At 33.7% G+C, this 24,592-nt stretch carries 22 protein-coding genes; 18 read left to right on the forward strand and 4 right to left on the reverse strand.

Translation table 11 applies throughout. The features are described 5' to 3' along the window. Positions 1-30: 30 nt before the first annotated feature. From Q1A01_RS09900 to Q1A01_RS09950, 11 genes are all read left to right on the forward strand, one after another. Positions 31-678, forward strand: a complete 648-nt coding sequence (locus tag Q1A01_RS09900) for an alpha/beta hydrolase (protein WP_299679695.1) — start codon at positions 31-33, stop codon at positions 676-678. Positions 679-961: 283 nt separating this feature from the next. Beyond that, on the forward strand, positions 962-1,501 hold the full coding sequence (locus Q1A01_RS09905) for a hypothetical protein (RefSeq protein WP_299679698.1): 540 nt from the start codon (positions 962-964) through the stop codon (positions 1,499-1,501). 68 nt (positions 1,502-1,569) lie between these two features. Beyond that, the gene (locus Q1A01_RS09910) at positions 1,570-1,869 is read left to right on the forward strand and encodes a hypothetical protein (protein WP_299679701.1); all 300 of its coding nucleotides are present in this window, start codon (positions 1,570-1,572) and stop codon (positions 1,867-1,869) included. A gap of 347 nt (positions 1,870-2,216) precedes the next feature. Next, on the forward strand, positions 2,217-2,879 hold the full coding sequence (locus Q1A01_RS09915) for a hypothetical protein (RefSeq protein ID WP_299679704.1): 663 nt from the start codon (positions 2,217-2,219) through the stop codon (positions 2,877-2,879). Between the two features lie 56 nt (positions 2,880-2,935). Beyond that, positions 2,936-3,772, forward strand: a complete 837-nt coding sequence (locus tag Q1A01_RS09920) for a sialate O-acetylesterase (protein ID WP_299679707.1) — start codon at positions 2,936-2,938, stop codon at positions 3,770-3,772. Positions 3,773-3,989: 217 nt separating this feature from the next. Next, positions 3,990-4,586 (forward strand): hypothetical protein, encoded by a 597-nt coding sequence (locus tag Q1A01_RS09925; protein ID WP_299679710.1) that lies wholly within the window; start codon positions 3,990-3,992, stop codon positions 4,584-4,586. Between the two features lie 47 nt (positions 4,587-4,633). Further along, positions 4,634-6,322, forward strand: coding sequence for an alpha-glucosidase (locus Q1A01_RS09930; protein ID WP_299679713.1), 1,689 nt, complete (start codon positions 4,634-4,636; stop codon positions 6,320-6,322). 102 nt (positions 6,323-6,424) lie between these two features. Further along, complete coding sequence (locus Q1A01_RS09935) at positions 6,425-7,120, forward strand: toxin-antitoxin system YwqK family antitoxin (protein WP_299679716.1); 696 nt, start codon at positions 6,425-6,427, stop codon at positions 7,118-7,120. Positions 7,121-7,216: 96 nt separating this feature from the next. After that, positions 7,217-7,723: a phosphohydrolase gene (locus Q1A01_RS09940; RefSeq protein WP_299679719.1), complete on the forward strand. Its 507-nt coding sequence runs from the start codon at positions 7,217-7,219 to the stop codon at positions 7,721-7,723. Between the two features lie 321 nt (positions 7,724-8,044). Then, complete coding sequence (locus Q1A01_RS09945; RefSeq protein ID WP_299679722.1) at positions 8,045-9,808, forward strand: hypothetical protein; 1,764 nt, start codon at positions 8,045-8,047, stop codon at positions 9,806-9,808. Positions 9,809-9,816: 8 nt separating this feature from the next. Beyond that, positions 9,817-10,236 (forward strand): hypothetical protein, encoded by a 420-nt coding sequence (locus tag Q1A01_RS09950; protein ID WP_299679725.1) that lies wholly within the window; start codon positions 9,817-9,819, stop codon positions 10,234-10,236. Between the two features lie 8 nt (positions 10,237-10,244). Here Q1A01_RS09950 and Q1A01_RS09955 read toward each other — a convergent pair whose 3' ends face one another. After that, a complete protein-coding gene (locus Q1A01_RS09955; protein ID WP_299679728.1) occupies positions 10,245-12,647 on the reverse strand; it encodes a T9SS type A sorting domain-containing protein in 2,403 nt (800 codons plus the stop codon). Positions 12,648-12,962: 315 nt separating this feature from the next. On the opposite strand from Q1A01_RS09955, the gene Q1A01_RS09960 reads away from it, so the two are divergent. Both Q1A01_RS09960 and Q1A01_RS09965 read left to right on the forward strand, forming a co-directional pair. Further along, positions 12,963-14,243 (forward strand): NAD(P)/FAD-dependent oxidoreductase, encoded by a 1,281-nt coding sequence (locus Q1A01_RS09960; RefSeq protein ID WP_299679731.1) that lies wholly within the window; start codon positions 12,963-12,965, stop codon positions 14,241-14,243. A gap of 506 nt (positions 14,244-14,749) precedes the next feature. After that, on the forward strand, positions 14,750-16,720 hold the full coding sequence (locus Q1A01_RS09965; protein WP_299679734.1) for a vanadium-dependent haloperoxidase: 1,971 nt from the start codon (positions 14,750-14,752) through the stop codon (positions 16,718-16,720). A 53-nt stretch (positions 16,721-16,773) separates the two neighbouring features. Here Q1A01_RS09965 and Q1A01_RS09970 read toward each other — a convergent pair whose 3' ends face one another. From Q1A01_RS09970 to Q1A01_RS09980, 3 genes are all read right to left on the reverse strand, one after another. Beyond that, positions 16,774-17,424, reverse strand: coding sequence for a DUF547 domain-containing protein (locus tag Q1A01_RS09970; RefSeq protein ID WP_299679737.1), 651 nt, complete (start codon positions 17,422-17,424; stop codon positions 16,774-16,776). A 6-nt stretch (positions 17,425-17,430) separates the two neighbouring features. Beyond that, positions 17,431-18,717 (reverse strand): DEAD/DEAH box helicase, encoded by a 1,287-nt coding sequence (locus Q1A01_RS09975; RefSeq protein WP_299679739.1) that lies wholly within the window; start codon positions 18,715-18,717, stop codon positions 17,431-17,433. A gap of 142 nt (positions 18,718-18,859) precedes the next feature. Continuing rightward, entirely contained in the window at positions 18,860-19,615 is a 756-nt protein-coding gene (locus Q1A01_RS09980) for a Kdo domain containing protein (protein ID WP_299679743.1), read from the reverse strand. A gap of 351 nt (positions 19,616-19,966) precedes the next feature. Here Q1A01_RS09980 and Q1A01_RS09985 point away from each other — a divergent pair, with 351 nt between their 5' ends. The 5 genes from Q1A01_RS09985 to Q1A01_RS10005 all read left to right on the forward strand — a co-directional run bounded on the left by Q1A01_RS09985 (position 19,967) and on the right by Q1A01_RS10005 (position 24,290). Continuing rightward, the gene (locus Q1A01_RS09985) at positions 19,967-21,046 is read left to right on the forward strand and encodes a glycosyltransferase family 1 protein (protein WP_299679747.1); all 1,080 of its coding nucleotides are present in this window, start codon (positions 19,967-19,969) and stop codon (positions 21,044-21,046) included. Between the two features lie 19 nt (positions 21,047-21,065). Further along, the gene (locus Q1A01_RS09990) at positions 21,066-21,749 is read left to right on the forward strand and encodes a hypothetical protein (protein WP_299679750.1); all 684 of its coding nucleotides are present in this window, start codon (positions 21,066-21,068) and stop codon (positions 21,747-21,749) included. 30 nt (positions 21,750-21,779) lie between these two features. Further along, on the forward strand, positions 21,780-22,340 hold the full coding sequence (locus Q1A01_RS09995) for an L-threonylcarbamoyladenylate synthase (RefSeq protein ID WP_299679752.1): 561 nt from the start codon (positions 21,780-21,782) through the stop codon (positions 22,338-22,340). Positions 22,341-22,364: 24 nt separating this feature from the next. Further along, entirely contained in the window at positions 22,365-23,783 is a 1,419-nt protein-coding gene (locus Q1A01_RS10000) for an HD domain-containing protein (RefSeq protein ID WP_299679755.1), read from the forward strand. 327 nt (positions 23,784-24,110) lie between these two features. Beyond that, complete coding sequence (locus Q1A01_RS10005; protein WP_299679759.1) at positions 24,111-24,290, forward strand: hypothetical protein; 180 nt, start codon at positions 24,111-24,113, stop codon at positions 24,288-24,290. The last annotated feature ends 302 nt before the right edge of the window (positions 24,291-24,592 follow it).

Below are 24,592 nucleotides of genomic sequence, written 5' to 3' on the forward strand. Positions count from 1 at the left end.
CTTTGTAACGCGTTACCAAAAATATAGATATTGAAGATATATGGAATAAGCGGACTTGGGGCTGATAAAAGAGTTTTTGATGCGTTAACGCTAGATGTTGAGTTCGTACCCATAGATTGGATTACTCCTAAAAAGAAAGAGTCTATAAAAAAGTATTCCAAAAGACTTAGTGCTATTATTGATGTTGAAAATGATTTCTGTCTTATTGGAGTGAGTTTTGGCGGGTTAATAGCTACTGAAATAAATCAAATATTAAGGCCAAAAAAAACCATCTTGATTTCTTCTGCACATACTAAATATGAGCTTCCTGCTATATTTAGATGGTTTGGCAAAACAAAACTAATAAGGTTCATACCTACTTTTCTATTTGATCCACCAAGGTTTATTGCAACGTATTTATTTGGTGTAAAAGACGGTCAACTTCTTCGTGCCATTTTAGATGATACAGATCTGGACTTTACGAAGTGGGCAATCAATGAATTAACGAATTGGAAAAATACGATTCAAGCAAATAATATTCTTAAAATCAACGGAACAAAAGACAAATTAATTCCACCTAAAGGGACTACAAAAATGGTATTAATAGATGATGGCGCGCATTTTATGATTGTTGATCGCGCAAATGAAATAAGTAAAATTATCAATGAAGAAGTTAAAAAATGCTATAGCACTATATGAGAAAATACAGTTTTTATATTCCTACAAATTCATACTATTTATCAACTCATTATAGAAAGTCTATTATTTTTAATTCTCAAACTAACAATTACTTAAATACTCCTAGAATTTAATGAGATCATTTTATCATTTGGAAATTTACGATAAGATAAGAGCGAATCCTTATGCATATATTGGGCAACGTAAATTTTCACTCTTAGAATCATATATGATGCAATTTGACGCAATGACCACTGTCAAGTTTAATTCAGAAAAAACGGAATGGTTCAAACAAATGCCAAGTATGAGAGCATTTATCTCTTCTGAATTAAATCTACAAATCCCTGAATCAGTAAGATGGACTTGGGCTATTGGTTTTGAAACTGAAGACCAAAGAGAATTGCTTGAGAATTATTTCACATGGATTGACTCCTACGAACATGCATTTCCAGTTAACAGGAATGATTATCAATTCGAATCTAGTTTAAATGTAGATATCGACATGACCGATTTCATTAAGCATATGTGTGAAAGACCTATTATGTATGGGTTTAACAATCTTTCAGAATTAAGGGCGAATATAGACGGCTTTTTCTATTTTAAATCTGTTTATAATATGAAACTCACTAAAAATGAAGAGTTATTAAAAAGCTTTATTGAACGTTGGAAGAAAAAAGTAAATACAGATATAAAGTTTGAAACGTGGGATCGCCCTTTATTAAAAGAAAAAATGGGGATCCATCCATTTACATTTGGAGGAGGAAGTAATGGAGGTTGGATTTTTAAAAGGTTTGTTGAAATAGTAGAAGAAGAAACAGCAATTAAATTAAAAGATCTGAAATAGTATATAATGGCTGATTCTCATTGCTAAATCATACAACTACTTATCATCTATATCTTATAATTAAATACATGAAAAAAATCATCATCACAGCATTAATAACCATTCTTATTTTAGCATTCGTCATACTTTCTATGGGTGGTGGACATGGATTTTTCTGGCCTGCTAAACTAATATACCCCTATGCAATGATTATAACAGTTTTAAATAACCAAATAGGACTTTTTTCAATTATCATTGCTGTAATCCAAATTCCACTGTATGCTATCATAAGTAATAAAAAACCTAAATGGCTGTTTTTAATCATTGGCATTCATATAATTGCAGCCATTATTTGCCTGAATTTGCCAACTGAAACATTTAGTGGATAAATAATAGAGCGTGACTAATTATAATATGAAAGAAAAAGAATACACCAAGCTTGGATTTAATAAAGAACTGGAAAAAAAGTAATACTTCCTCATCGCAACATATATAATACACAAACTTCCCATTTTCTAATTATATACTTCTAATAGTAAGTATTCTAATTACGCTTTCGCGAAAGCGTATAAAAGAATCCTATTATTTCATAATTCAATGCCCTAGAAGATACCCTTATCATAAGTGTATAGCTTCTTTTCCTAATGAAACAATAGCGACGATCCCATAGATTACTCAAAGAAATCATACTATAATTATTTCTCTTTTTATACATTCGTACTATAAAGATTATACAATGCAAAAAATAATACACACGCTTTTCCTTTTTCTTATCTACACCAACGTTACTATTGCGCAAGAGAACAACTGTGTACGAAAGGTAACTTTTGGTGATACAGACATTTGTTTACCCACAATAGAAGGGTATAAAGAGTGTTATACATATCCTACTGTAAAACAATCGGCAGATGCTACAGAGGTCCCCATCAATATGGTATTAGGGTTCTATCTCGATGAAGAAACGTATGCTAAAAAAGATAATATTGGTAGTATTAGCTTTGATAATTACTTCAAGATTTATGCGACCAAACAAATCAAAGATTTGAAAGCTGATACTGATATTCTTAAGCGAATGCAAGGCATGATCTCTGCTAGTTTTCTTACAGAGAATTGGGATGAGTTTAAAAAACAATTAGACACTGTAGATTACGAAGGGGAAATTGGTGTTCCTACGATTGTAAAATCATATAATGCAAATGACCAATCATTTACTGCACTTTTAATTCTTAAACAGAAATTAGATACTGGGGAAACGAATGTTTTATCATTTGCGATGAATGGCTTATTACTTCAAGAGAGACTTATTTGGATGGCATATTATCTTGATTATGAAGGAGAAGCTTCTATTCAAAAATTACAAGAAAATAATGATCGGATTTTAGCTCAATTTTTTGATTAAATGATATATTACATATGATTACTACGATAACGACCAAACATTTAAAAATTTCTACAATGCAAAAAAGAAGCTTGGTTTTTATTTTTTTGATATGGGTTACAAATCTCTTGAGTTTTGAGGCGTATGCACAAGATCCCAATTTTCATATTTATGTATGTTTTGGGCAATCCAATATGGAAGGCCAAGGTACTATTGAAGCACAAGACACAGTAGCAAAAGATCGTTTTTTAATGATGCAAGCACTAGATTGCCCAGCATTAGGAAGAACAAAAGATACTTGGTATCCTGCAGTTCCTCCATTATCACAATGTCACTCAGGGCTTTCTCCAGCTGATTATTTTGGCAAAACACTTGTAGCAAATCTTCCAGATAGTATTAAGGTGGGGGTTATTAATGTGGCTGTAGGTGGTTGTGATATCCGATTATTTGATAAAGACATATATCAAGAATACCAAAATACCTATCAAGAGGATTGGTTTATTAATAAAGTAAAAGACTATAAAGGAAGTCCCTACGCGTATCTCATGGAAATGGCAAAAAAAGCACAACAAAAAGGAGTAATTAAAGGGATTTTACTACATCAAGGAGAGACTAACACAGGCGATACCCAATGGCCAACATATGTCAAAAAAATATATAACGACATGCTTACAACGCTTTCATTAAATGCAGAAGAGGTTCCCTTACTAGCGGGCGAGCTTGTTTCTATAGAAAATAGTTGTTGTGGTAGTATGAATCCCATCATCAATACATTACCTAGTGTGGTAGATACGGCACATATTATCTCATCTACAGGTTGTACGGCTCAGGATACTGCACATTTTGATTCAGAAGGCTATCGAGAAATGGGAAGAAGGTATGCTGCCAAAATGCTCACATTACTTCCTGAATAATGATATAAACGATACGTTTCTTCTTTCTTTTTAATTTTCTTTATACGCTTTCGCGAAAGCGATAAAAGATACCTTATATTCATAAAAAAGGTTCTTATATTAGTACATATCATAATGTTACATAAAAATGCGCTTCTCCATATTGAAAATAAATAGTGCTGATTGTCTATGATATACAACTAATACCTATGAAGTAGAATATTAAAAATTTAAAAATATGCTAGCAGTTATATTCAGTGAAAAATTTATAGAAAATGTTTTATCATTAGTACTAACAGCCATATTAACAGGAATACTTGTTCCGCTTCTATTTAGATGGATAGATCATCGAAGAAATAGAGAGCAAAAAATATTTGAAGCAACCTTATCTCGTCAAAATAAAATCATTGATTCACAAGTAAAACTTCTAGAAGACCTATCCTGTCTACTTTGGGAATATCAGTTATTATTTATTAATGTTCCTTACTTCAAACAATTTTCAAAACGAGACTTATATATAGCCGCTGTAAAAGAATATATAGAAAACTCAGGGGAAATACTTGGGAATATACGTGCAGAAATCAGCAAATCCATTCGGTTAGTTTCTCCTACATCACACCAGCAATTAAAAGACATGTATTATAAAGACTTACTCCCTATTGACTTAGAATTGAATCAATTGATAGATCAAGATACAAAAGATAAAAAGCACGCAAAAGATTGGGAAAATCTACAGATATACGTTCGTGATGATGTCGCTAAAAAAGTTGATGAAATTATTGACTATTTAGCTAACGAATTGCAACTCAAATTATCAAAAGAAGAAAAGGTTTAAAGAAAAAACCTCCCTTTTCCCTAAATTAGTCTTCAAAAAATAAGCGCATGCATCAAACGTGGTGGAAAGAAGGAATTGTTTATCAGATATATCCTAGAAGTTTTAAAGATACCACTGGAAATGGTATTGGAGATTTACGTGGTATTATAGAAAAATTAGATTATATCGCGAGTTTGGGGGTCGACATTATTTGGCTAAACCCTGTTTATGACTCGCCAAATGATGACAATGGGTATGATATACGTAATTATCGTACCATCATGGCTGAGTTTGGCACCATGGGTGATTTTGATGAGTTATTGGCTGGAATGAAAGCTCGCAACTTACGCTTAGTGATGGATCTGGTGGTTAATCATTGTAGTGATGAGCACGAATGGTTTCAACAATCCCGATCCTCACGTGATAATCCATACCGCGACTATTTCCATTGGTGGCCTGCCGAAAAAGGAATCCCTCCAAAACGATGGAGTTATTTTGATGTTGATGAAAATGCATGGCGATATGATGCACAAACCGATGCGTATTACTTACATTATTTTGCTGTAAAACAACCTGATTTAAAGTGGGAAAATCCAACGGTACGTCAGGAGATTTATGATATGATGCATTTCTGGTTTCAGAAAGGCGTAGATGGATTCCGAATGGATGTAATTCCGTTTATTAGTAAGGATACTACCTATCCTGAAATAGATGCTACGGCACCGCATGAATTTATTGCTTATTACTCCAATGGTCCTCGTATACATGAATACCTCAACGAACTCAACCATGAAGTAATATCAAAATATGATGCTTTTACGGTAGGAGAAGGACCCGGCATTCATATTGACCAAGCGCTAGATTTTGTACATGAAGATCGAAAAGAAATGGATATGTTTTTCCATTTTGATTTGATGTCTTTAGATCGTAAACCTGGCGAAGTATTCACCATGCGAGAAGGTAAATGGAAGCTATCTGAGTTTAAGAAAATTTTTAGTGATTGGGATACCGCTTTCGCGAAAGCGGGTTGGGGAAGCTTATTTCTTGCAAACCATGATTTCCCAAGATCTGTGAGCCGTTGGGGAAATGACAGTCCTGAACATTGGAAAAACAGCGCTACCCTACTCCACACCTTTTTATTGACCATGCGAGGCACTCCTTATTTTTATCAAGGAGATGAAATTGGGATGACTAATGTACGCTTTACAGATATTGAAGATTATCGAGATATTAATACCATCAATCGCTATAAGTATGTAAAAAATAGCGGTGGTGATTTGGGAGCATTTATGGAAAGTGAGCAACATGCTGCACGCGAGAATGCGCGTACACCTATGCATTGGGATGCTACATCTAATGCTGGTTTCACTTCTGCCACACCTTGGATACGTTTAAATCCAAATTACAAAGACGGTGTTTCTGTAGCATTTCAAGAGACCGAAGCGTATTCCATACTTTCCTATTTTAGAAAAATGACAGCTGTAAGAAAATCAAATCTTGCGCTCGTATATGGAGATTATGAATGCTTGCATCCAAATCACGAACAAGTTTATGCATATACCCGTACGCTAGGAGCAGATCGATTTTTAATCCTGCTTAATTTTAGTGATGATACCGTTACCTATATACTCCCTTCTCATATTACGTATAACAGAAAAGTAAAAGTAATTTCGAACACCTATATTCTAGACGATCAAACCTATAAGGAGTTTATGTTGAGTGCTTGGCAAGCCGTTCTGTATCGACTGGAGGATTAAATTACATCTTAACTACTTATTATGAAGAAAAAATTACTGCCTATTTTTCTATTTATTTCTTTTATCTGTACGCTTATAAGTTTCATTATAACAATAGCATATATGCCTACCAAAACTAATGAAATTGAAACTTCAAAAATAAGAGCCGAAATAGAAGAACATGTTATTAGTACGCTAGAGGAACATAATAAAGAGCGACAGAATAGTATGAGCTACTACCCGAATGGCATAAAAAAAGATTCAGGTATTTATAATGCAAATAAGCAAAAAGTAGGGTATTGGAAGTATTATTATAAAAATGGAACTATTGATCGCGAAGGTTTATACATCGGAAATCAAAAACAAGGTGTTTGGAAAGAATACACAGATCAAGGTAAATTATCATACGAGATACCTTATGTAAATGATCTTGAAAATGGATTAATGATATCGTATAGTCATGATACAATAGATGCACTAATGAATATTAAGGATGGTCTTCGACATGGGTTATTTCAAACCTTTCACGAAAACGGAGCTTTGTTTCAAGAAGTGCAAATGGTTAATGGACATGAACATGGAGTATTAAAAAGTTTTCATCCTGATGGCTCATTGAGACAACTTTCTGAATATGATATGGGTAAAGCCATAGGAACCATAAAAGAGTATCATCCAAATGGACAGATAGCCAGAATAGGAAGTTATAAAAACGGTGCACAAGACGGCGATTTTAAATATTATAATGAAAATGGAAAGCTTACCGCTATTGAGACTTTTGAAAATGATTTTATGAGTAATTATATTGAATATGAAGAATAGTTTTTTTTATATTAATAATTATTCTAGAACTTCACAAAGCCTTAGTTTTAGGTATATTTATACTGAAAATTAGTACAAAACAGGAATTGAAGAAGTATGCTAGAAAAAGTAATAGAATATGCTAAAAAAAAGCATAAAGACGTAAATCAAAAATATGATGATTTTGATTACGACTACCATCTGAATATGGTATATCAAGTAGCTCAAAAATTTATTCATCTCATCCCCAAAGAAGAACAAGAAAATGTGCTTGCAGCTTGTTGGGTACACGATATTATTGAAGATGCTAGAGAGACCTATAATGATGTAAAAAAGGAAACTAATGAAACTATTGCCGAACTTGCATACGCCTTAACCAATGAAAAAGGAAGAACAAGAAAAGAACGCGCAAATGACACCTATTATAAAGGCATAAGAGAAACTAAAAATGCTTCATTTATAAAGATGTGCGATAGAATAGCTAACGTTCAATACTCAAAAAGTACGGGTTCAAGAATGTTTGAGGTATACCAAAAAGAAAATGAAAACTTCATCTCTAAAATATATGTCCCTCAATGCGATGAAATGGTGCATCATTTAAATGTCCTTTTGAGTAAAGAATAAAAGGTATTACATCAAGATTCCGCTGAAAAAGCGAGATTAGCCTTCCTGCCGTCAACAGAGGCAGATTCAATTATGTGTTTTGTATGCATCTTACAGAGTTTACAAAATAGTGTTTCACTCATTAAAATTATACGAATATCTGTTTTAATTAAAACTACGCAAATACATTGCGTAACGTCATTTTACTTTTGAACTGTAATTAAAACTCTGGCAAAAGAAGTTCCTATATTCTTTTGGTGAAATTACTTCTCGCCGAGTCTTTACTTACTTATCAATACCATTAAAGAATGCTTTCTTTATTTGTTCAAAAAAAGTAATACCATGAAGACATTAAAATTATTTAACGCAGTATTAGCAAAAGATTCTAATGATCAACCTTTTGTTGCAAAAGAAGGATACATTATTGAATCGGGCGCTTTATGGGCAAAGAATAAAATTATTCGTTTTTATAAAAATGAAAAACTAGACGGTTTTGGCCTCAATAAAACCTTTCATAAATCATGGAAAACAGTTCTTACAAACACAAGAAAAGAACTGTGGATGGAACAGATTAAACACTACGTTTCAACCTATGGAAGCAACTTTCAGGATGTCATGTATATTCCAAATGAAATAATCGATATTCCTGATACAAAACTAGCATTCAAAGTCATTAAAGGCTATTCAAATAAGGAAATGACTGAAAAATGCCTGTATTTATTACAATCTGGTATCGCATTAAAAGAAGATACTATAGATGAAGTGTTAACTATTTTAGTTGATGAGCTCTCTTATCATTTTACAGGTGATGAAAATATCAATAACAAAGAAGCAATTGTAAAAATTGCAGATTTATATGGTGTTTTACCAAAAAACAACATCGCTTTTTTAAGGTATATTATTTATAAAGCAACTGGCGAGTCATTATTAATTAAAAGCAAAGATACTGTCGAAACTATTATTGCGTCAAATTACAATCCTACTGAGCAGTTTGCCGAATTCGGATTAGAAAAATTAGCAGAAATTTTTAATCGATTTAAACCATTATTTCTTGCTTTTAAAGCAAAGTGTCCTAAAATAATCAATAAGATTTCAAAACTATCTAAGACACATCACAAACCTCTAATAACAAATCCATTAAATCTTGTAACGAGTGTATTACTTTTAGAAGAGGATACACATTGGTTAGATAATGCTACTCCTTTTGCTTTGTTTAAAGCACTTTCAGCTTGTTATACAAGGATGAATGGTCAACACGCATTTGCATACAGAATAAGAAATGGGAAATCCTTTATAAAAAACAATAATGTATCTGGAGTTATCTGGCCTAATTATTATTTTATAATAGCCTATTTAAAAAACAAGTTTGATTTTTCTGGAAAAAAATTCTTTTTCCCTGCAGGTGTTGAATATGCACTCCCAACTTCTGAAAAAATGTATGTGGGAAACATACCTACAGGTAGTAAATTCTTTGCAGATTCTTTAGCTGTAGGTATTTATTGGGAAAATCAATGGGGAGCTCATGATATAGATGTATCTGGCTTACATATAGGAGGAAAAATTGGATGGAATGCAAGCTATAAAAAAGGAAAAGGAGAACTTATCTATTCTGGAGATATTACTGACGCACCTAATGGTGCCGTAGAATATATATATGCTCAAAAAGGGTTAAAAGAACCTACTTTAATTAATAGTAATGTATATGATGGTTCTAGTAACTGTGAATATAAAATGATCATTGGAAAAGGAGATAACATAGATTATGAATATATGATCAACCCTAATAATCTATTTTTAGAAACAAAATGTCAATCTGTGCAAAAACAAACTATTTTAGGGATACTTATTCCTGAAAAAGACAAACAGTGTTTTGTTGTCTTAAATGTGGGAGCAGGAGAAACGAGAGTTTCTGGAAATTCGCTATTATCCCATACCGCTACAAAAGCTTTATATCAACAATGGCGTAACTCCATTTCTTTAAAAGATATTATTATTGAGTTAGGAGGAAAAATAGTTATGAATCCTAAACATGCTATGTATGATTTTTCATTAGATAAGCTACAAAGAGATAGTTTTACTAAGGTTTTTAAACCTGTCCAGAAATAATAAAACTTATGAGAATCATATTAGAAAACGATATTGAAGTAAGTATCCGAGAGTTACATCAATGGGGAACATACAATGGTCTTCTAGAAGGACTCCCTACCGATGCATCTAATAAACGTACTATTGAAAGAGTCATCAAAAGAGCACAAGAAATGTGCTATGTAAATGATTATTATTTAATTGAGCCTAAGCAAACTCCCATAAAAATTAACAGACCCTATCCATTTGGTACACCCATGAGTTTGCCTTCTATGGTATGTGTTGCAGAGTTATGGCATCATCAACCTGCAAGAAATGAAGATATGCATGCATCTTCATTATTAGTAATTTGGTTTCAAGAAACATATTGCTTTCCAATAGAAGATGATATTCTTGAAAAAATCAAAACAATAGATTGGGGTAAACATGCCTATGATTTTGAGTATTAAAAAAGTACTTATTTTTTTATCACTTTAAACGTTTGTACTTTTCCTCCTGATTGAACTCTTAAAAAATAGAGTCCATTAGTAAAAGCCTTTAGTGAAATTGATGCATTTTCTGTTATTTTTTGATCTATTATTAATTGTTGCCCCGTAACATTATACAAACTATATGTACTATTGCTTACAGCATTTGTCACTGTAATTATATCACTAGTTGGATTTGGAAAAATTTCTATATCCGCTTTCGCGAAAGCGGACTCAACCCCCAATACACTTTCATCTTCATAATACATAAACCCATTACCTGCGTATCCTACATAAAGTACTCCTGGGATAAAAGGATTGGCTTCAAAAACTTTTGCACGGTCATAAATTCCTAAAGGATATGTTCCTATTTGTGTCCAATTATCCCCTTGATTTATACTTTTAAATATTCCGTATACACCATCGGCTTCTCCTTGAATAAAAATAGTAGGATACGTGGCATTGGGTTCTGGAGCCCCAATAGCTACATTCAACACCTTATCTGTATTAGAAAGAGTTGTCCATGTTTCTCCTCCATCTGTAGACCGTTTTAATCCTTCAATTAACTCTACACTTTGTTCTATACCATTGGCAAAAAACAAATGTCCTTCAAAATCAGGTACACTTTCTAGTTTGCCATTAAAAGCAAAGGCACTGTCAAGTCCAACTTCTGTAGTCCAAGTGGCGCCACCGTCTATTGTTTTATGAATAAATCCATTTCCAAAATCATAGAGGTAAAACGTATTAGGCGCTACACGATCGGCAGTTAAAGCTAGCCTAGAAAAAAAGAAACCACTCAAGCAACAGGTGTCTGAAGCACCAGGTATAGAAGCTTGATTCCAAGTCTGCCCTTTATCTAAAGTAAAATAAGGCAATTTATTATCTGCTGGTAACCAAACAATATTATTGATATCTGTAGCACTCACTGATATAAAACCAAATAATTGCGTATCACCTTCAGGAAGTGATGCAAATTTTGTCCATGTTTCACCTCCATCTTCTGAGTACCCAGAATATTGCGTACCGTCATCAAAACAGCAGAAGCGATGATCGTCTACTACAGATACTACAAAATTAGGATTATTGATATTACGATCTAAAGACCAAGCAGAATTAAACCTATTAATAGGCCCATAGGTCTCAGGGTAAGCATCTAGATCATTGTGTTTAAATATAGGCCTATCCCAATGTACCGTCACTACAGAACCATCGGTAAGGCCTATAATATCATTAGAGACTAAATGTTCTTGATCTTTAGAGGTCTCTACCCATGTAATATCAGAATCATCTAGACCTGTAGAAGTCCATGTTCCTACGCCATCACTTATCCATAATTTATCTTCTATAACAGGGTCAAATACAATTTCCCCTAAAGAAAAGAAATCTCCATCATACCATTCCATCCAAGGGATGTTTGGAGCAACTCTAGTTTTGGTTTTAAATTCCCATGTGGGTGTGTTTTCTGTAAGATTTGCTGTCTGATATGTATCTGTAAAACCATTCCCAAACACTAAGGCTCTATCTACATTAAAAGGATCTAAAGCTATATTTAAAAACTCATCGGTTCCACTTGGAAAAACAGTACGCCAAATAGCCCCATCATAAGCCATAGCTCCAATACTATTAAAATTTCCGTCATAACCTACAATATATAAGACACCAGTATTTGAAATTTCTGTATCTAGAAAAACAGGATTTGTAATACCGCTATTTGTGGCTTCCCAAGTAACACCCGCATCTATAGACACATATACATCTTCCCCATCTACACTAGCATATAGTGTATTTGTCCTCCCATTAGTACTACCACTCGTAATATCAAATTTAATCTCACGTACGCCTCTATCTACTGTCCCAGAAGGAACAGTGGTAACTGTATTCCAAGAAGTACCGCCATCAAAAGTAACCCACATCCCATCATTAATACTTCCAAAATATACAACCTCTTCATTTATAGGATCTACAGAAAGACGCTCTCCTGAAAGTTTAGATTCATCATTGTTGGGAAAGTTTTGAATAGATGGAAAATTAGTTTTTTCCCAAGTATCTCCACTATTTTCTGATTTAAAAATACCATCTTCAAAAGCCATATAAGCAATCGCAGCATTACTGTCTGCCCCTACAATACTTAAAACCCCATCATACTTTTGCACATCAATTTCTGATGGAGGCATTGAATTTGTAGTAACTAATTGAATCCACGCATCTGATGGCGCATCATAACGATAAGCTCCTCCAACATCAGATCTTGAATAAATAGGACTTCCATTGGGATGTACATACAAGCCTGTCATCCATCCACCAGCTCCAGTTTTGAGAGGTTTCCATAATTCATTTTGAGCAGCAACTGTTACAGTTCCTATAAGAACTAAGAGTAGGATGAACTTTTTCATAAGTAGCTAGTTTTCCTTAAGTTAAAAACTAAAGTATCATCCTCAAAAAAATTAACAGTCTTGTTTAAACTTACATATCTTCAATAATTAAAAACAAAAAACAATTCAAAAAACTAAAAGTCAAATGATTAAAATAAAATCTGCTTCTATTTTATGTTTTTAAAAAAATAAAAAGGTTAAACACAGTAATCATACATCAATACTTCTCACAAGAAAGAAAATTGACATGATAATTATCTAAAATGACCAATGAATAGCTGTTAAAAAGCAAAGAAAACCCCTTGTGATTTCGTATCTTTATTGCAAACAACTTTAATGAATATTCCCACTATCGATTTACCTCGAATCGTTGTTATCGGGGCAGGATTTGCAGGGCTTCAAGTTGCAAAAAAGATAGATACAAATCACTATCAACTTGTGCTCATTGACAAAAACAATTATCATACATTTCAACCTTTATTATATCAAGTTTCTTCGGCAGGATTAGAACCAGATTCTATTGCCTATCCTATTCGGAAAATCTTACATAAAAAGAAAAACACATTTTATAGACTCACCAATGTTGAACACATTGATACAGAAAAATCGACAATACAAACATCTATTGGCGATCTTATTTATGATAAGCTAGTTATTGCTACAGGAGCCACCAATAATTTTTTTGGAAATGACAATATCGCATTGCACTCACTTCCTATGAAGTCTTTGACCGATGCACTTAATTTACGCTCTAAAATCTTAGGTAATTTTGAGAAAGCATTAAATACCACAGATCTGGAGCGACGTGAAGAATTAATGAACTTTGTGATTGTTGGAGCAGGTCCTACAGGAGTTGAACTTGCAGGAGCTCTTGCTGAGTTAAAAAATAAAATTCTTCCAAATGATTTTCCAGACCTTGATTTACGCATCATGAAAATCCATTTGATAGAGGCTGCAGATCGGGTATTAGCTCCTATGCAAGAGCGCTCTTCTGAAAAAGCGTTTACAGCGCTTAGAAAATTAGGCGTGCATATTTGGACACAAACTTTTGTCACCGATTATAAAGACAATGTAGTTTCTACAAATGGAGATCAATCCTTTAGAACCGATACACTAATCTGGGCTGCTGGCGTAAAAGGTGATTTTCCCGAAGGTTTACATATAGCAGAGATAGGAAGAGGACACCGTATTATAACAGATGATTTCTGTATAGCAAAAGGTGTAGATAATGTATACATACTCGGAGATGCGGGATTGATACAATCTGAACGATACCCACAAGGACTTCCTATGCTAGCTTCTGTAGCGATGCAACAAGGAGCCTATCTTGCAAAAGCTTTTAACCGCTTAGCGCGAAATAAAAAAACACTTCCTTTTATCTATAATGACAAAGGATCTATGGCTACCATAGGACGTAACAAAGCCGTTGTTGAAGTCAAAAAATTTAAATTTCAAGGCTTTTTCGCCTGGCTTGTTTGGATGTTTGTACACCTTATGCTATTAGTTGGCTTTAGAAACCGTGTCATTGTGTTTGTTAATTGGATGTGGAATTATTTTAGATATAATAATGGTTTGCGATTGATTGTAAGGCCTTATAAACGCCCTACTATAACATAAGAATTCCAAAACGATTTAACAACTACATATGAAAATGTACAACTACCATATTTTTGATAGTTGTACATTTTCCATCAACTACTTATGCAAAATAGAAACTTGTCAATTATACACTTTTTACAAGTATAAATTCTAAATATCCTGTATACGCTTTCGCGAAAGCGTATAAAAGCAGTCTATACTCCTTACCCGAAAGGGGCAAACACCCCTAAACAACTACATATCAATAAAATAAATTTGTCACTGTAATAAAACACATCATTTACAGAGGTTTTTTGGCATATCACAAGCTCAGACAAGTGTTTTAAGGAAAGTCTATCAGCTATTTAAATGTAAATCAGTAATATAACTACTGAAACTACTGATTCTACCCCTAAAAAACCATGTGTTTAAGTGTAAGCTGATGCATCTTTAACATAAGTATTATGGCAAAAAAACCAAAATAATTAGTTGTCAATAATACAAAAACAAGGGGAAATAATTTATTAACTAAAATCAAAAAAAGAATGAACAATTACAGAAGAGAAGAAGCGCTCGAAAGAAGAAGAAAAGCAGCGCAACTTGCGTATGATCGTCCGCATTTACCACACATTGATAATGGAGACGAGCAGTGTTTTAGACATGATCAAAAAAACGCTGAGCGTCATGGTATTGCAAAAGGAGAGCCATCGTACTTAATGACCTTTACAAAGGGAATGCCTCATAATGAAAAAACTGGTTTAGTAAACACACCACTTAACGTTCAAAAATTTATCAATGCGATAGATAGTGGTGATGAAAGAGACTTTAGAGACACGCCATTAGGACGTGAAGAAAATGTAGGTTATGAATGTAAGCTTCCTGATTGGTTGTCAGAGAAAGCAAAGACAGGTAACAATGGAAGACCTGTGGGCCTACGCGCTTGGGAAAGTCAAAGTGCTGGATTGGCGTTTGATCTAGAAGGACCAGATGCACAAGCAGTTACTATGCCTCCTGCACCTCGCCTAGGGAGTGAGGAATTAGAAGGAGAAATGGCTGAGGTGTATACCCAAGCATTATTAAGAGATGTTCCGTTTCATGCATACACAAATGGAGTAATGGGATGTGGTAAAGGCTTAGATATTAAAAAAGATATCTCTCCAGATTATGTGATTGATGCTTTTGACACAAAACCTGCTTACGTAAAACAAGTACAGGAATTTACAGCTAAATTACAGAAACTTGATTGGTTTAATGAAAAAGTAACATTAAAACTAAATGAGCAGGAAGAAATACGTAGATGTGATCGTTTATGTCCTACGCCAACTACTGCTTATAGAGGAATCACACCAGGTGATGACATAGGTCCTTACCTTTCTCAATTCCTTTTAGTAGGAAATACAGGTGTTAATGGAAATGATGCTGAACGTAGAACAAGAGACGGATTAATCACTTATGGAGCAATTTCTATAGATCAACGTGTGCGTACAGCAACGCCTGGTCAAAACTATATGCAAACTTGGGAAGAATGGCTAGATGTACAAAATGCAGCAAATGTAGGTGCTCTTGAAACATACCTTCCTGGTAACACGCCTCAGGGACGTCGTTTTATCTATACACCTCGTGATCTTGCTACGTATGTACATTATGATGCTTTATATGAAGCATACTTAAACGCCTGTTTAATTCTTTTATCAAATGGAACTCCATTTGATCCAGGAATTCCTTTCCAAGGAAATGATAAAGTTGATCACCAGCAAGGATTTGCTCATTTCGGCGGACCACACATCTTATCATTAGTAACAGAAGTAGCGACACGTGCTTTAAAAGCTGTACGTTTCCAAAAATACAACGTACACAGACGTTTACGTCCTGAAGCGCTTGCTGCAAGATTATTCAAAGTAGATGAATTACAACACATGGCTCCAGACTTAAGAGAAATGTTTGATAATTTAGCTGAATGCAAAATCTTAGATGCAGTAGCAGATGAGAATGGAAAAGCAGGAAACTACTTATTACCTATGGCTTTCTGTGAAGGATCGCCTATGCATCCAGCCTATGGAGCTGGTCACGCTACTGTAGCTGGTGCTTGTGTAACGATTCTTAAAGCATTTTTCGATCACAAGAGCCTTCTAGAAGTAGTTCCTAAAGATGAATTACGAAAAGAGGATTTTAATATTCTTGAAAAAGTAAAACCAGGACTTACAGAAGATAAAGTACATTCTTCAAATCTTGCATACGTATCTGTAGATCAAGGACAATCTTTAAGTGTTGTACCGGTACTTGATAGTGAAAATAAAATCGCAAAACTTACGGTAGAAGGAGAACTTAATAAATTATGTTCTAATATTTCTATAGGACGTGATTGGGCTGGAGTACATTACTTTACAGATTATTATGAGTCTATCTTAATGGGTGAAGAGATTGCTTTAGGTATTCTTGAAGAACAAAAATTATTGTTTGGAGAAAACTTCTCTATGACAGTACCATTATTTAATGGAGATACAAAGAGGATATAATCACCACAATATCTTTTTTGTTAAAGCGCCACTCTTTTTTGAGTGGCGCTTTTTTATATGTACCAATCATAAGAAGAAAGCTTCACTGTATACCCATCATAATTAGCGTCATTTAAAAAGCGATCTCCAAAATCTTCTTTGTACCATTCAAACAATGCAGAGCAATGAATGTTTTTTTGATCATGATTTACTATAAATTCCTGACTCACAAAAGATACTTCAGCTACAGCAAGTTCTTCTTCCAAGCCTGAAGTTGTATAAAAAGCAATAGCCGGACAAGATGTTGCGCCACAGTTTAAAGCAAAATGAATACGATAGTCTATTGTATCTACCATATGCGCTAACTTAGGGTTGTCTTGTGCGATATGATTTCTTGCATTACGACGTAACAGACCATGCTCTATATCATCTAAAGAAAATGTAAGATTATCTATACTAAATAAGGGTCTTTTAAAGAAATCAGCTTCTTCTTTCATAGATGCTTTAATCTTAAACTTAATGATGGCATAATTGGTCATTCCATTATACACATTGAGCCAAAAAGCAAGTTTTGCTGTATCATCTTTGTAAAGAGTAAGATCAACCTCCTTTAGACTTCTAAGGTATTTTTCAATTAACAGATTATCTACACCATCTCCATACTGATAGGCATATCGTGCTATTTTTAAATCTTTTGAAAAGGATCTAGCATCAAAAACCGTCATACACAATTATCTATTTCTTCTCCTATTTTTATTTCGACTATTTCTAGAATTTGAATTTGAACCTTCACTCTTTTGTGATTTATTTTTTGGGTGAGCGTTTCTAGACTGTTTATGTCGTTGTTTATTTTCGGCAGCTCTGGCTTTCAATTCTTCGATGGTATCTGTAGGTTCAAATCCTGGTATAATGTTACTAGGTAATCGTTCTCCTAATAATTTTTCAATCCCTCGCACGTATTCTTTTTCATCGACACCTACTAGTGAAATTGCTTGACCGCTAGCTCCTGCCCTACCTGTTCGTCCAATACGATGTACGTAATCTTCAGGCACATTAGGTAATTCATAATTAATCACATAAGGTAATAACGGAATATCAAGACCGCGGGCTGCAATATCTGTTGCAACCAATACACGTATGGTTCCTTTTTTAAAACCAGCTAATGCTTTTGTACGCGCATTTTGTGTTTTATTCCCATGAATTGCCGCCGACGTAATTCCCGCCTTATCTAATTTCTGACTTAACCTATTAGCACCATGTTTGGTACGCGTAAAAACAAGCACCTGATCCCAGTTGCCTTCCTTAATAAATTTAGTAATCAGTGCTGTTTTCTTAGATTTATCTACACGATAGGTCGTTTGGATGACTTTCTCTGCTGTAGTATTTTCTGGAGTTGCTTCTACCAATACCGGTTTGTACAACATGTTACTTGCTAATTCTTTAATACTTTTAGAAAAGGTAGCACTAAACAACAATGTTTGACGCTTTCTAGGCACTAATGAAATCACTTTTTTAATATCCCTCACAAATCCCATATCTAGCATACGATCTGCTTCATCTAATACTAAAAATTCTATTTTAGATAATGACAATTCCCCTTGACTTTGTAAATCTAATAATCGTCCTGGCGTTGCAATCAAAATATCAACTCCTTGTCGTAAGGTACGTACTTGCGGTTTCTGATTCACTCCTCCAAAAATCACTGTAGATCGAATATCTAAAAACTCACTATACGCTCTTACATTATCATATACCTGAGCAGCTAACTCACGCGTAGGTGTGAGTACTAACGCACGTATGGGACGCCTGCGTCTAGCTTCTGTTTGGGTTAATAGTTGCAACATAGGCAAGGTAAACCCGGCTGTTTTTCCGGTTCCTGTTTGTGCAGAAGCAAGCACATCTTTTCCTTCTAATACGACAGGAATTGCTTTCTCTTGTATCGGTGATGGTGTAGTATATCCTTTTTTGCTTATCGCTTTAAGCAAGGCATCAGATAAGCCCAATGATTGAAATGACATAAATAGGTCTTAAGAAATGACGCGTATTTAGTGTTTGTATCATTTCGTGTATTTTACAAAGGTACTCTTATTTTAAGTCATACGCTTTCGCGAAAGCGTATACAACACACATAAAAGCTATCTATTTACTGAAAACACAGCACTAACGTTTCCAAAACTTCAATTTTTTCTTCCATCTTTTTTTCCTGTGGAATCCTTTTTGAAAGTCTTGTACCTCTTGCCACATGGCTTTAAACACGACTTCTTTATCATCTCCGCTAGCGTTAGCATACGCGTCTGCTGTGATCTTTACCTGAGATTCAACAGCAGATAAGCGTCTAAAATTAGACATACGCGTTTTAAAATCCATCGGTCCAAATTCCATTCGGTTGAGATCTACTAGATAGAAATCATACCCATCATCCTTGATCACAATAAGCGTATTTCCAGGAGAATGGTCTAGGAAATGAATGTTTTTTTGATGAAGACCGTAGGTGAATTTCGCGAAAGCGGACAACAAATCTTTATCACCAACATATTCAGAATCTCGTATGAGTTCGCGATACGTCAAATCATACGTCAGATGTTTACTCACATAATAGCTTCTTCCAAAAAAAAGACCACGCTCTTCAAAATAGCCTATAGGTTCTGGTGTAAGCACGTCATTTTCTAACAATCGATTAGCATACTCAAAAGAACGTCGCGCCTTTGATGTCCTAAAATAACGATACGCAATCTTATTAATAAGATTAGGTACTTTAAAGGATTTGATATTAATAGTCTCCCCATCCAGTTCAAATAACTTGAGAGAATTACGATTCCGTTCATCAAACTTTTTACCTTGTGATTCAAAATGAGTCACGATATCTACAATTTGATTTTCCTTATCCTTATATGTGGGTGCAATATGATAGTTCACGTTGCAAAACTACTATATTATTTGGTGTGTAACTATTATAAATTTACTTAGACATATTGATATGAAAGGTTATCTATTTATTGGAAGTCTTATGTTTTTGAGTATCCTATTGGTTTTAGCTCACAATAAAATATTTATGAAATCAAATTTCTACTTAAAGAAAATTAAACCAAAGTCCTATTTTTATGAATTAGTATTCTATATGTTTTTCATAGGTCCAATTTTAGTACTTTCAATATTTCTTACTTCCATTTTATTATATTATTTGATGTACTAAAGCTATTTTTAAAAATTATCTATACTTTAATTTAAACAATGAACAATCAGGAGTTTTGATTTATCTTTGTTCGCATGTCTGAAATTCCTACTATTTTTTTAGAGAGTCATAATCTCAAAAACCTAAAAACAGGTTTTGGACAATTTAATTATCATCTTATTAAAGGGATGTATAATGCCCAAGTTTCTGACATACGATGTACCTTATATGCAAAAGACACTGCTCCTTTTCAAAAAGAGTTTGGAGATTATTTTGATTATAAGAAATACTATACGTTACATAGACGCTCACCTTTTAGGATTCGAAAAAAATATGATGTTTGGCACTCGCTCAATCAAAATGTAAAGATAGAGCCATATCATGATATTCCTTATGTGCTTACAGTACATGACGTCAACTTTATAGATGAGGTATCTAAAGATTTGAATCATGAGAGTAACCAACGTTTTCAAGCTAAACTAGATCGAAGTCATGCGATAACGTATATTTCTAAGTACTCCCAAGAATCTACTCACAAATACTTTAAAATTCCTGATGTTCCTGAATATATTATCTATAATGGCAACACATTAGAAACCATTACACTTCCAGAGAATCATGTTCCTAACATAAAAGTAGAGGGTCCTTTCTTTTTTAGTATTGGTGAGTTTAGTGAACGTAAAAACTTCCATTCACTAGTAGAAATGCTAGCACATATCCCTGAATACAAACTTGTACTTGCTGGTAATAACGGAACTGATTATGCAAGAACAACCTTGCAAGAATGCATTCAAAAACACGGACTTCAAGATCGGGTGATATGTACTGGGAAGATTTCTGAATTTGACAAACAATATTACTTGAAACACTGTACTGCTTTTGTATTTCCTTCCTTACGAGAAGGGTTTGGTATACCTCCTATAGAAGCGATGCGATTTGGAAAACCTGTTTTTATATCTAATAATACATCGTTACCTGAAGTAGGAGGAACACATGCCTTTTATTGGGATCATTACGATCCAGCATATATGGCTTATGTATTAACAAAAGGATTAGCTAATTATTCAAAAAATACAAATATGCTTTCTGAAGCATACATAGCACATTCAAAAAGTTTTAGTTGGGCAAATGCAGCACAACAATATATAGACGTTTATAGAAGCCTTACATCTTGACATCATCCATCACATTAAAATGACTGAACACGATTATTTAAATTTAAAAATGGGAGCTATTGAACAATACTCGATGATTGTTCAACATAAGAACTTGCCTGAATGGAAAAAAAAAGGTTGGTTAGCATATACTGAAATTGGACTCCCTGAAGGTGATGAAGAAGCTTATATGCTCTATGGAGAAATAAAAAAAGATGACCAATTAATATTTAATAGACCTACATTACTCAAACAAGTACATAAAAAAGATATTATTGGTTTAGAGATTATAGATTTTAACTCACATCTTGGAAATTACGGAATGGGAGGCGCAGGTTTTTTTGGTTTACAACTCAGTAATGATGAATACTTAACGTATGCTGTTTGGGGAGCTGGAGATTATGTTATCATTGATAATAACGTTGTAACGTGTGATCCTGACTTATACAACAAAACAAAACCTTGGACTTCTAATTACGGAGATGACAAAACTTGGAATTTCCTAACAGAATATATTTCTGGAGGAGAAATCACCAATTATGAAATTGGTATTGATTCTTGTCAAATAATGGTCAGTAATCATGATACGACCTTCACAGTATCTTTTGTTAAAAATGACCTTAGATTGCCTAGAAAAGTAGGAAGAAAAAGAAATGCCTATAAGACAGGGAGCATTGAAGACTATATCCTATTTCAACATATAGATGGAACATTAATAGTCTAAAGACACAGAAGATAATAAGTTATATAGATTATGAAAGAAGAACACGAAAAAGCAATCGCAACACTTAAAAGAGGCGGACTCATTCTCTACCCGACAGATACGGTATGGGGTATAGGATGTGATGCTACAAATGCTGATGCTATTGAAAAAGTATATCAGCTTAAAAAACGTGCAGAAAGCAAAGCGTTAATTTGTCTTGTGAGTGATTTTAAAATGCTACAACAATATGTAGAAGAAATTCCTGAAGTAGCCTACGATATTTTAAAATATGCTGCTAAACCTACTACCATTATTTATGACGATCCTATTCGTATAGCAGAAAATCTAATTGCAGAAGATAACACTTTAGGAATACGTGTATGTCGAAATAAATTTTGCAATTTTTTATTGAAGAAATTCAGAAAACCTATTGTATCAACAAGTGCTAATATTAGTGGTTCGCCAACACCTAGAAGCTTTAAAGAGATAGACCCTGTTATTTTGGAAGGCGTAGACTATGTTGTAAATTTGGACCGACAAAAAAAATGTCTTGCCCCTTCAACTATTATTAAATTAACCAATGACGGAAAAGTCTCTGTAATTAGAAAATAAGAGATCTCATACAAATACATACGAATGCCAACTTACCAAAATGCTTTATCAGACCCTATCTTTAAAACCATCTCCCAAGCTGCTGATGCGCTAGCTTTAGAGTCCTATGTAATAGGTGGGTTTGTACGTGATTATATTTTAAAACGCGGCACTGCAAAAGATATCGATGTGGTAGCTGTAGGAAGCGGTATTGAGCTTGCACAAAAAGTATCGCAACTTCTACCAAACCGACCAAAAGTTCAGGTATTTAAAACCTACGGAACTGCCATGTTACGAAGTGGTAATACAGAAGTAGAGTTTGTAGGTGCACGTAAAGAATCTTACACCAGAGATAGTCGTAATCCTATTGTAGAAAATGGAAGTTTGCAGGATGATCAAGATCGTCGTGATTTTACTATCAATGCACTTGCCATACGATTAAACGATGCGCATTATGGAGAACTTATTGATCCATTTGGAGGTATAGAAGATCTTAAAAAAGGAATTATAAAAACTCCTTTAGATCCTGATATTACTTACAGTGATGATCCTTTACGAATGATGCGTGCTATTCGTTTTGCAACGCAACTTAACTTTACTATTGAAAAAGAATCATTAGCCTCTATTACACGTAATGCAGATCGCATAAAAATTATCACCAAAGAACGCATTGTAACTGAGCTTCATAAAATCATATTGAGCCCTATACCTTCTAAAGGTTTTTTATTGTTAGAAAAAACAGGGCTACTTCCGTACATACTTCCTGAACTGATCGCTTTAAAGGGAATCGATGAAGTAGAAGGCCAAAAACATAAAGATAACTTTTACCATACACTGGAAGTTGTAGACAACATCTCTAAAAACACAGGCGATCTTTGGTTACGATGGGCTGCATTATTACATGATATTGGAAAAGCGCCTACCAAAAAATTCAGTAAAAAAGTAGGCTGGACCTTTCACGGACATGAATTTGTAGGGTCTAAGATGGTATATAAATTATTTAAGCGTTTAAAGATGCCATTAAATGACAAAATGAAATTTGTTCAAAAAATGGTATTAATGAGTTCGCGACCTATTGTCATTTCTGAAGATCATGTGACAGACAGTGCTGTACGAAGGTTGGTATTTGATGCAGGAGATTACATTGAAGATTTGATGACATTATGTGAGGCAGATATTACGACTAAAAACCCAAAGCGTTTTAAAAGATACCACAACAACTTTAAGGTGGTACGTCGTAAAATAAAAGAAGTAGAAGAACGTGACCACATTCGTAATTTCCAACCTCCTATATCTGGAGAAGAAATTATGAAGACGTTTGGACTTGCTCCAGGAAGAGAAATTGGCATTATTAAAGAAGCCATTAAAGAAGCTATTTTGGAAGGTATCATTCCTAATGAACATGAAGCAGCACATGCTTTTATGATCCAAAAAGGAGAAGAGATTGGACTTTCCTTAATGTAATAGAAAGTTAATTATACTTTATTTTTCCTTATACCTTTCATTAAATAACAATGTGAGCAAAATTTCTATTACCGGTAATAGGTACTTAAACTGTTCTTATAAAACACAAAAAATAACCTCCTAGAGATTATTTCCTGAATATGGCGAATAAAATTAGTCCCTTAAATGTTATTTCCGTCCCAAGCATACATTACATGAAATAAAAAGTCTTTGTCAATCATATATTATATCCTAAAATTCAGCACATTTTATAGGGATGAATTAATTTCATCAATCATTGATTATAATTTTAACAGAAATAATTTTAATCATAAAACTATAATAAAAATGAAGCAAAAAAAATCAAATTCGTTAATTTCAAAATTAGCCTTCAACAAAGAGACCATTTCTAAATTAGAAACTTTAAATGCTATTAAAGGAGGAGCAACATGTGACTGTCTAACATATGAAGCGGGTTGTAAAACACATGGCGCTAACTCTGAAGTTTTTAGAACTATTCCCTGTTAAACATTTAGTGCACACTTAAAAAGTATACATTTTAAAACACAATACTTATCCAATCAATTTTGGACGTATTGTGTTTTTCACAATCTAAATAATTTTCCTATTAACTATAAAATGTTATTAATAACAATTAAAACTATAACTTTTTAAATAAAGTTTAAGTTCAACATTTGTATTTAAAAAATTGTGAGTAAACTCATAGTGTTATAGGTTCAATATAAATATTGAACTTACATAAAATATTACAGGCAATTAGACATATCTAAAAAGGAATCAAATTCAGAATCTTTTACAAGTTGAATGTA

Source organism: uncultured Dokdonia sp. (genome assembly GCF_947492815.1).
In the GTDB taxonomy this organism is placed as follows: Bacteria; Bacteroidota; Bacteroidia; order Flavobacteriales; family Flavobacteriaceae; genus Dokdonia.

Excerpts from the sequence above, each read along its gene's own strand:
- Q1A01_RS09905 (WP_299679698.1), top strand. The coding sequence starts at position 962 with ATGAGAGCATTTATCTCTTCTGAATTAAATCTACAAATCCCTGAATCA.
- Q1A01_RS09910 (WP_299679701.1), top strand. The coding sequence starts at position 1,570 with ATGAAAAAAATCATCATCACAGCATTAATAACCATTCTTATTTTAGCA.
- Q1A01_RS09915 (WP_299679704.1), top strand. The coding sequence starts at position 2,217 with ATGCAAAAAATAATACACACGCTTTTCCTTTTTCTTATCTACACCAAC.
- Q1A01_RS09920 (WP_299679707.1), top strand. The coding sequence starts at position 2,936 with ATGCAAAAAAGAAGCTTGGTTTTTATTTTTTTGATATGGGTTACAAAT.
- Q1A01_RS09925 (WP_299679710.1), top strand. The coding sequence starts at position 3,990 with ATGCTAGCAGTTATATTCAGTGAAAAATTTATAGAAAATGTTTTATCA.
- Q1A01_RS09930 (WP_299679713.1), top strand. The coding sequence starts at position 4,634 with ATGCATCAAACGTGGTGGAAAGAAGGAATTGTTTATCAGATATATCCT.
- Q1A01_RS09935 (WP_299679716.1), top strand. The coding sequence starts at position 6,425 with ATGCCTACCAAAACTAATGAAATTGAAACTTCAAAAATAAGAGCCGAA.
- Q1A01_RS09940 (WP_299679719.1), top strand. The coding sequence starts at position 7,217 with ATGCTAGAAAAAGTAATAGAATATGCTAAAAAAAAGCATAAAGACGTA.
- Q1A01_RS09945 (WP_299679722.1), top strand. The coding sequence starts at position 8,045 with ATGAAGACATTAAAATTATTTAACGCAGTATTAGCAAAAGATTCTAAT.
- Q1A01_RS09950 (WP_299679725.1), top strand. The coding sequence starts at position 9,817 with ATGAGAATCATATTAGAAAACGATATTGAAGTAAGTATCCGAGAGTTA.
- Q1A01_RS09955 (WP_299679728.1), bottom strand. The coding sequence starts at position 12,647 with ATGAAAAAGTTCATCCTACTCTTAGTTCTTATAGGAACTGTAACAGTT.
- Q1A01_RS09960 (WP_299679731.1), top strand. The coding sequence starts at position 12,963 with ATGAATATTCCCACTATCGATTTACCTCGAATCGTTGTTATCGGGGCA.
- Q1A01_RS09965 (WP_299679734.1), top strand. The coding sequence starts at position 14,750 with ATGAACAATTACAGAAGAGAAGAAGCGCTCGAAAGAAGAAGAAAAGCA.
- Q1A01_RS09970 (WP_299679737.1), bottom strand. The coding sequence starts at position 17,424 with ATGACGGTTTTTGATGCTAGATCCTTTTCAAAAGATTTAAAAATAGCA.
- Q1A01_RS09975 (WP_299679739.1), bottom strand. The coding sequence starts at position 18,717 with ATGTCATTTCAATCATTGGGCTTATCTGATGCCTTGCTTAAAGCGATA.
- Q1A01_RS09985 (WP_299679747.1), top strand. The coding sequence starts at position 19,967 with ATGTCTGAAATTCCTACTATTTTTTTAGAGAGTCATAATCTCAAAAAC.
- Q1A01_RS09990 (WP_299679750.1), top strand. The coding sequence starts at position 21,066 with ATGACTGAACACGATTATTTAAATTTAAAAATGGGAGCTATTGAACAA.
- Q1A01_RS09995 (WP_299679752.1), top strand. The coding sequence starts at position 21,780 with ATGAAAGAAGAACACGAAAAAGCAATCGCAACACTTAAAAGAGGCGGA.
- Q1A01_RS10000 (WP_299679755.1), top strand. The coding sequence starts at position 22,365 with ATGCCAACTTACCAAAATGCTTTATCAGACCCTATCTTTAAAACCATC.
- Q1A01_RS10005 (WP_299679759.1), top strand. The coding sequence starts at position 24,111 with ATGAAGCAAAAAAAATCAAATTCGTTAATTTCAAAATTAGCCTTCAAC.